Raw genomic sequence first — 6,110 nt, 5'->3', positions numbered from 1 at the left:
TATGTTGCCATAAAGAGGTCGGCCAAATCGACCTCACCGCCGCTAAAATGACGACCAGGTAGTGTCACCCATGTCTCTAGACATGTGTTACCTATGTCCCTGTGCTAAACAGGGTGCCCACCCTACTGGGATAAGCATTAAAGGCGGAGGCAGCATGTCTGGAGCCAGTCAGCCGAGTTGACTGGCTCCTTTTTTTATTGGTCTCACTCGATCCATTCCGTCACGAAACGCTCGCGCGACACACTCAGGTATTTCGTTGGCGACCTGAGGTTTTTCATCATTGCGGCTGGTTCCGTATCTTTACAGAATGTCACCGACGCTGAAAGGATCGCACGATCTCGCGGCGCTCGAACACCGGCGGTTGGGCGTGCCTGGGGATGTGAGGCGCAAGGCCGGCAAATCATAACAATCAATATGGAGCACACAAGTATGAAGAAGATGCGACTCATCGCGCTGGCCGGCATCGTGGCGGGCCTCGCGGCCGGCTGCGGCGGCAGCGACGCCGATCACGGCAATGGTAGCACCGTCCTGGCGGGCACCATCGGCGCCGCCAGCCCCACCATCAAGCCCGCCCGCTTCGCGAGCGTGAAGTTCGGCGGCGGCGGCTACGTGCCGGGCCTGGTCTTCCACCCGACCACCCCGGACCTGCTGTACGCGCGCACCGACGTCGGTGGCGCCTACCGCTGGGATCCGGCCACCTCGAGCTGGATTTCGATCACGGACGGCTTCGGCCCCGACGAAGGCGGCTACCACGGCAGCGAAACGCTGGCGCTCGACCCGAACGACGACCAGCGCGTCTACCTGAGCGGCGGCATGTACGTGAGCGCCGAAGGCCACGCGCGCCTGTACATTTCCACCGACCGCGGCACGCACTGGACGCACGTCGAGCTGCCGTTCTCCGCGGGCGGCAACAGCCAGGGCCGCGCCGTCGGCGAGCGCCTGATGGTCGACCCGAACGACCCGACCATCCTGTTCTACGCGACGCGCACGGCCGGCCTGTGGAAGAGCACGGACCGCGGCCAGACCTGGAACCAGGTAACGTCGCTGTCGACGGTGAAGATGACCCAGGCGCAGGTCGACGCGACCTTCTGGAGCAGCCCGGTCGGCATGGAACAGGTGATCTTCGACACCGATACCAAGGGCACCGGCAGCGCCACGCAGACGATCTACACGGCGGTGGCGCCGGACTATGCGGGGGTGGCGGGCCTGAACTACGCCCTGTACAAGACGACCGATGGCGGCGCGTCGTGGACCGGCATCGCGACCCCGGCCGACGTGCAGGGCTACATCGTCCCGCATATGGTGCGCGCGAAGGACGGCATGATGTACGTCGCGTTCACGAAGGGCACCGGCCCCGGCGCCAACGGACCGGCACGGCTGTACAAGTTCGACGGCACCAACTGGACCTTGTTGAAGAGCTATGACGACACCCAGTGGTCCAGCTTCGGCATCGGCGGCCTGTCCGTGTACGGCACCGGCGCCAACACCCGCATCGCACTGGGCGTGACCAACTCGTGGGGCAATTGGCAAGGCCAGCCGGTCGTGCAGATGTCCGACGACGGCGGCGCCACCTGGCGCGAAATCGCCGCGACGATGCCGCATAACCCGGACGGGAGCTTCTCGGGCTGGATGGACGACGTCGAGATCGATCCGAACAACAAGGACCGCATCCTGCACGTGACGGGTGGCGGCGTGGTGGAGACGCGCAACGCGTCGTCTCCGACGCCCTCGTGGACCAGCCCCAACGAGGGCATCGAGGAAGTTGCGACGAAGGCCTTGATGGCGCCGCCGGCGGGTGCCGGCTACACGCTGGTGCGCAGCGGCCTCGACGTCGGCACCTGGGTACAGACGGAACTCCTCAAGCGGCCCACGCGCGGCTCGCACGGTTTCAGCAGCACCTTCGGCGCCGACATGGCATGGTCGAACCCGTCCTACATTGCCACCATCGGCGCCGGCGCCTGGGAAACGCCCGACAACCTGGGCGCCTATTCCACCGACGGCGGTGTGACCTGGAACGCGTTTGCCACGAATCACCCTGACGCGAAGGCGCACCAGTCGGAAGCGGCCAGCATCGCCGTCACGAAGACCGGGAATGCGGTCTGGGCGCCGGCCGAATCGGTACCGGCGTGGACGGCCGACAACGGCAACACGTGGACCTACACGAACCTGCCGGCACTGTCGCAGGCGTGGGTCTCGCGCGGCTACCATGTCGTGGCCGACCGCAAGAACCCCAACAAGGTCTACGCGTACAACTCGGGCGGCGCATGGTGGATGCAATGGGGCGAGACGGCCCGCTTCTTCACGTCGACGGACGGCGGCCATACGTTTACCGAAAGCACCACGTTCCCGACCAGCGGCACGGCGCTGAATTCGTTCCAGGCGACCGAGGTTGCCGTCAATCCGAACGCGGAAGGCGACATCTGGCTGGTGGACGGGTTCAGCATCCTGCACTCGACCGACTCGGGCGCGCACTGGACCAGGCTGAACGTGACCCAGTCGATCCCCGACCCCAACAACTACTTCCAGCCGAAGATCTATGGCGCCACGTCGATCGCCCTCGGCAAGGCACCGGCAGGCGCCAAGTACTCGGCGTCGGTCTACGTCGTCGGTGTGATGAACGGCCAGTGGGGCGTGTACCGCTCGGATGACGGCGGCGTCAACTGGACCCGCTTCAACGACGACCTGCACCAGTACRCCGGCATCAGCAACCTGGCGGCCGACCAGACCGTGCCTGGACGCCTGTACTTCGCCGGCGCCGCCCGCGGCGTCCTGTACACCTACTGATGGATGCGCCGGTCCCGCGCACCGTGCACGGGACCGGCCTTTCGCTTCCGAATCAAAGGAGACATTCGAATGAAACTGAAAGCAATCCTGGCCGCGCTCACGCTGGGCGTCGCGGCCGCCAACGCCGGCGCCACCGTCCTSACGTTCGACRGCCTGACCGARTCGATGTACGGCGACGGCTTCCCSCTGGCCGCCAACATGCACTAYGACGGCWCCAACCTCGTGTACGAAGAGTCGGGCTACCGCCTCACGCTGAACGCACCGGGCGCGGCCGCCGGCGCGGCGCACGTCGGCGACGGCACGTTCGATCCGCAGACGTACAACTGGCACGACGGCTTCGAGAACGGCGCCAACACCTTCGTCACGCTGACCCGCATCGGCGGCGGCCTGTTCGACCTGCACAGCTTCGACTACTACACGACCGGCAGCATGCTGTCGACCGACGGCAACCTGCAGGCCTTCCTGGTCGACGGCGGCACCTGGACCACGGCGCTGAACGGCATCACGGAGCTGCGCCTGACGTCGGGCGCGATCAATGCCATCGCCAACGTCGACGTGGAAGCCGCGACCGCCGCGGGCACGGTGCCGYTGCCGGGCACGCTGCCGCTGCTGATGGGCGGCGTGGCCGCCTTCGGCCTGGCGCGCCGTCGCCGCAGCTGATCCGCGCGCCGCGATAGGAGCCTATCCAGGCAGGCCCGAATTGGTAGGGTGGGCACCCCGTGCCCACGCGTAACGTTCGCATACCGCATACGTTCGCGTGGGCACAGGGGTGCCCACCCTACCGGCCAGCGATCCGGTGCAAATCCGCCGGTGTAACGAACTCGATGGCGCACGCCTGCCCGCGCAAGGTCTCGATGGGCGCATAGCCCCAGTGCACTGCCCCGAACGCCACGCCGGCCTTGCGCGCGGCCTGGGCATCGGTGGCCTGGTCGCCGATATAGAGAGCCTCGGCCGGGGCCACGCCGCAGGCCTTGAGCACGGCACGGATGCGGCTCGCCTTGCCGAACACGGACATGCCGCAGTCGAAGCGCTGTATGAGCCCCGTCAGATCCGGCCCCAGTACCGTGCGTACGTTGTGTTCCGAGTTCGACGAGACGACGCTCAAGGCCACGTCGCACGCGTGCAGGTGACGCAGCGCCGGATCGATGCCATCGAACAGGGGGATCGCGTGGGCGCTGTCCTTCATCATGTCCATGAAGGTCCTGGACGCCAGCGGCAGCTTCCAGGCCGGCATGCCGAGGTGATCCATCATCTGGCGCACGCTGTAGTGGCGCAGCTCGCCCGCGCGCTCGACGTCGATGCGGCGAAAAGCGTGACGGTCGGCGATCGTGTTGAAGACGCTGAGGAAGAAGGGGAAGGAATCGGCCAGGGTGCCGTCGAAGTCGAAGATGGCGAGGCGGCAGGTCATCGGCGTGGCCGGATACGTGCATGAGTCGGTCATCCCGCATCATCGCACAGGCAACGCATCCATTCACCATAGCGCGTTTTTGCACAGCTGCCTGATCAAGCGTGCACATTATTTTGCGCTTGCACATCCGCCGGCCTTAACTAATCTGATCGGGGTCAACCTTGAGCCGTTGGCCAGCCTCCGCGGCATCGCCGCTGTGTCACGATTCCTAAAACAATAACTGGAGACGATATGACGATCCTGATCAAGGCAAGGCGACTTGCCGGCATCCTCCTTGCGTTTATCGGTACGAGCGCCTTCGCGGCGGTCATCGCGCTGCCGAAGTACAACGTCAGCGTGAACGACGTGTCGGTCTCCGGCTTCTCGTCCGGCGCCCAGATGGCCGTGCAGATGCATTTTGCGTACTCGAAGACGATCAGGAAGGGCGCGGGCGTCATCGCCGGCGGGCCGTATTACTGTTCGCAGGGCATCGTCGCGATCTCGGTCGGCCCGTGCATGGCCAATACAGGCACGCGCGATGTACCGTACCTGATCTCGGTGGTGAACACGTGGTCGGGCAATGGCTATATCGACCCGACCGGCAACATGACCGCATCGAAGGTATATCTGCTGTCGGGCACGATCGATTCCACGGTGCGCCAGCCCGTCATGGACGACCTCAAAACGATGTATGCCAATTACCTCCCGGCGGCCAATATCTATTACAAGAACAATCTCGCGGCCCAGCATTCGGTGCCGACGGATTTCTTCGGCAATGGCTGCGCCATCAACGGCCTACCGTACGTCGATAACTGCAACTTCGATACGGCGGGCGAGATCCTGAAATGGATCTACGGGCCGCTGAATCCAAAGAACACGGGAACGCTCTCCGGCAGCTTCATCAATTTCGACCAGTCCGTTTTCTGGGGCAATTTCAACCCAGGCTTCTACAGCATGGACAGCAGCGGCTATGCCTACGTACCGGCTTCCTGTGTGGCAGGACAGACATGCCGGCTGCACGTGGCCCTGCACGGCTGCCTGCAAGGCGCCTCCGTCGTCGGCGACGCGTTTTACCGCAACGCCGGCTATAACCGCTGGGCCGATACGAACAATATCATCGTGCTGTATCCGCAAACCATCGTCACCGGGAACAATCCGGGCGGCTGCTGGGACTGGTGGGGCTACGAGGACGTGAATTTCCCGGCCAAGAGCGGCGGGCAGATGATCGCCATCAAGACCATGATCGACAGGATCGTCAGCGGCAACGCGGCGGCCCCGTTCACGTGCAGCCACTGGTTTGCCAGCAATGTGTCGCATGTGTCCGCCGGACGGGCGTATATCGGCGCGGACGGGCAGGTGTATGCGAAGAATTCGAACCAGTATCTGGGCTATTACCTGTTCACGGCTTATACGGATGTGAGGCAGACGGCGGCGGGGTATTACGCGTATGGGAGTTGTTCTTGATTAATCACTTCCACGTAGTGGTACGGTCGGGCGCGATATGAAGAAAGCCTTTGCAGTCCTTGGTACGACTGCGTTGCTGTCCCTGGCATATGCCGCTGAGCAGGCGGATTGGCCGGCCCCATACCGGCCATTCAAAGGAATATACACGATTTATTCCGGCGACCTGGACAATCAACAGGCGCCTACCAGGAGCGATCACAAGCTGTCCTTCATCATCGAGGGAAAGCCCGCAAAGGAAATTTTCGATGCGATGCCACCGGACGACAAAGAGACCTGCGACGGAGAGAAGGGCGCGCGCAGCCGCAGCAAAGAGAATGTCTGGTGCACATTTCACGCTGGAAATGGATATACCTGCTACTTCGGTTTTGATTTGAGGACGGGTAAGAGCATCGCAGGTGGCATGTGCTAACGAAGCGACTGAAATCATCCGCAAAACGCTTTTGAGGCCATTATTTCGAAACTAATTTGCATCTTT

The 6,110-nt window shown here is 63.5% G+C and carries 5 protein-coding genes; 4 read left to right on the top strand and 1 reads right to left on the bottom strand.

The genetic code is table 11. The features are described 5' to 3' along the window. Positions 1-429 precede the first annotated feature (429 nt). Together AC1DYX_RS09640 and AC1DYX_RS09635 are read left to right on the top strand one after the other, a co-directional pair. A complete protein-coding gene (locus AC1DYX_RS09640; RefSeq protein ID WP_477258597.1) occupies positions 430-2,784 on the top strand; it encodes a dockerin in 2,355 nt (784 codons plus the stop codon). A 69-nt stretch (positions 2,785-2,853) separates the two neighbouring features. After that, positions 2,854-3,444, top strand: a complete 591-nt coding sequence (locus AC1DYX_RS09635) for a hypothetical protein (protein WP_477258596.1) — start codon at positions 2,854-2,856, stop codon at positions 3,442-3,444. Between the two features lie 118 nt (positions 3,445-3,562). Here the strand turns inward: AC1DYX_RS09635 and AC1DYX_RS09630 are convergent, their stop codons facing one another. Further along, positions 3,563-4,225 (bottom strand): HAD hydrolase-like protein, encoded by a 663-nt coding sequence (locus tag AC1DYX_RS09630; protein WP_477258595.1) that lies wholly within the window; start codon positions 4,223-4,225, stop codon positions 3,563-3,565. Between the two features lie 198 nt (positions 4,226-4,423). Between AC1DYX_RS09630 and AC1DYX_RS09625 the strand changes: the two genes are divergently transcribed. Both AC1DYX_RS09625 and AC1DYX_RS09620 read left to right on the top strand, forming a co-directional pair. Further along, positions 4,424-5,635 carry an extracellular catalytic domain type 2 short-chain-length polyhydroxyalkanoate depolymerase gene (locus AC1DYX_RS09625; RefSeq protein ID WP_477258594.1) on the top strand — a complete coding sequence of 404 codons (1,212 nt, stop codon included), beginning with the start codon at positions 4,424-4,426 and terminating at the stop codon, positions 5,633-5,635. Positions 5,636-5,672: 37 nt separating this feature from the next. Further along, a complete protein-coding gene (locus tag AC1DYX_RS09620; RefSeq protein ID WP_477258593.1) occupies positions 5,673-6,044 on the top strand; it encodes a hypothetical protein in 372 nt (123 codons plus the stop codon). The last annotated feature ends 66 nt before the right edge of the window (positions 6,045-6,110 follow it).

This window comes from Massilia sp. P2_C2 (assembly GCF_056404615.1).
The sequence above is the reverse complement of the archived record's forward strand: the minus strand, read 5'-3'. Positions and strand labels throughout refer to the sequence as shown.